The following is a 1,702-nucleotide window of genomic DNA, read 5'->3' as shown; positions in this document are numbered from 1 at the left end:
AGCCGTGAAGGGATCCGCGTAGTCATTGAACTCCGCGCTAATAGCTACCCTAAAAAGGTACTCAATCGTCTTTACGAACTTACTTCCCTTCAGACGGCATATCACGTAAATATGATTGCCCTCGTGAATGAGGTAGAGCCTCGCATTCTTACCCTTAAGGAAGTGCTGCAAGAGTTCATTAAGCACCGCCAGGTAGTTGTCAGGCGTCGTGCAGAATACGACTTAGCAAAGGCTAAGGAGCGTGCCCACATCTTAGAGGGATTGCTTATTGCACTCGATAATATCGACGAGGTTGTCCGAATTATTCGTGCCTCCAAGAATAGGCCTGCTGCTGCTGAGGCCTTGATGAAGAAGTTTAAGCTGTCTGAGGTCCAGACCAACGCCATTCTAGACATGCGTCTCTCGAGCTTGGTAGGTCTTGAGCGTCAACGTTTGCAGGATGAGTACGATGAGAAGATGAAGTTCATTGCCTTCCTAGAAGACTTGCTCGCACACGAGGAGAAAATTCTCGCCGTGATTCGTGAAGAAACCATTGGCATTAAAGATCAGTATGCCAAGCCTCGGCGCACCAAGATCATCCAGGCAGATATTCATGGCTTCACGACAGAAGACCTCATTCCAAACGAAGAGGTGCTCATTACCCTCACTAAGACCAACTACATTAAGCGCGTCCAGCGTGACACATACCGTGCACAGGGACGTGGCGGCAAGGGTGTAACAGGTATGGGAACCAAAGAAGAAGACGAAGTGCAGTTCTTGCTTGCCGCAAAGACTCACGACGTCATCTACTTCTTTACTGACCAAGGGAAGCTTTACCGTACCGCGGTATATGAAATCCCAAATGCCAGTAGGCAGGCCAAGGGTCAGTCTATTGTGAACATCATTCAGATTGGTCAGAACGAGAAGGTTACCGCCATGCTGGCACTGCCGAAGGATGCAGAGCGTAAGGGGTACTTCATTATGGGTACCGTTGATGGGACCGTGAAGAAGACCGAGATTGCCGCGTACTCCAATGTCCGCAAGAACGGTATCATCGCTATCAATCTGGCGCCTGGAAACAAGCTGCACTGGGTTCGCCCATCAGTTGGCAAAGACTTGGTAATGATGACCTCGGCCCGTGCGCAGACTGTCCTCTTTAAGGAAGAAGAGATTCGCCCTACTGGCCGCTCTGCTTCCGGTGTTCGTGGTATGAAACTTCGTCCTGATGACAAGGTGGTGGCAATGGAAGTCTTTGCGGAGACACAGCGTGAAACTGATCAGATGATGGTGGTGTTTGAGAACGGCTTTGGCAAGCGCTCGCCGCTTACTCACTTTGATGTCCAGCACCGTGGCGGTATTGGAATTAAGGCCGCTGCTGTTACGCCTAAGGTTGGTGAAGTGGTGTTTGCCGCCATCCTAAGTAACGACAAGGGTGAACTCATGATGATGTCATCCCATGGCGTAGTGCTGAAAACCGCTGTTAAGTCCGTCAAAGTACTAGGCCGCGTCACACAGGGTGTAACCCTCATGCGCCTGAAGCCAGGGGACCACGTGTCCAGCGCTGCTGTCTTAGAGGAAAGCCAGGGTGAAAGCACGCTTGAAGGGGAGCATACTGCCATTGAGATGCCCATAGAAACTGAAGAGGCGCCTGAAGAGTAAATGGAACAACGTAAGCCAATGGTGGGGGTTGGTTTGATGATTGTCCGTGGGGACAAGCTCCTTT

Annotated in this window: 1 protein-coding gene; it reads left to right on the top strand. The window is 50.8% G+C overall.

The window, feature by feature from the left end; translation table 11 throughout:
* Positions 1–1,638 (top strand): DNA gyrase C-terminal beta-propeller domain-containing protein (locus VLA04_04480; GenBank protein HSI20921.1); only part of this gene is annotated, 1,638 nt, incomplete at its 5' end.
* Positions 1,639–1,702 lie beyond the last annotated feature (64 nt).

Source organism: Verrucomicrobiia bacterium (genome assembly GCA_035460805.1).
In the GTDB taxonomy this organism is placed as follows: Bacteria; Patescibacteriota; UBA1384; order CAILIB01; family CAILIB01; genus DATHWI01.
This window is presented reverse-complemented; position numbering and strand designations above follow the sequence as displayed.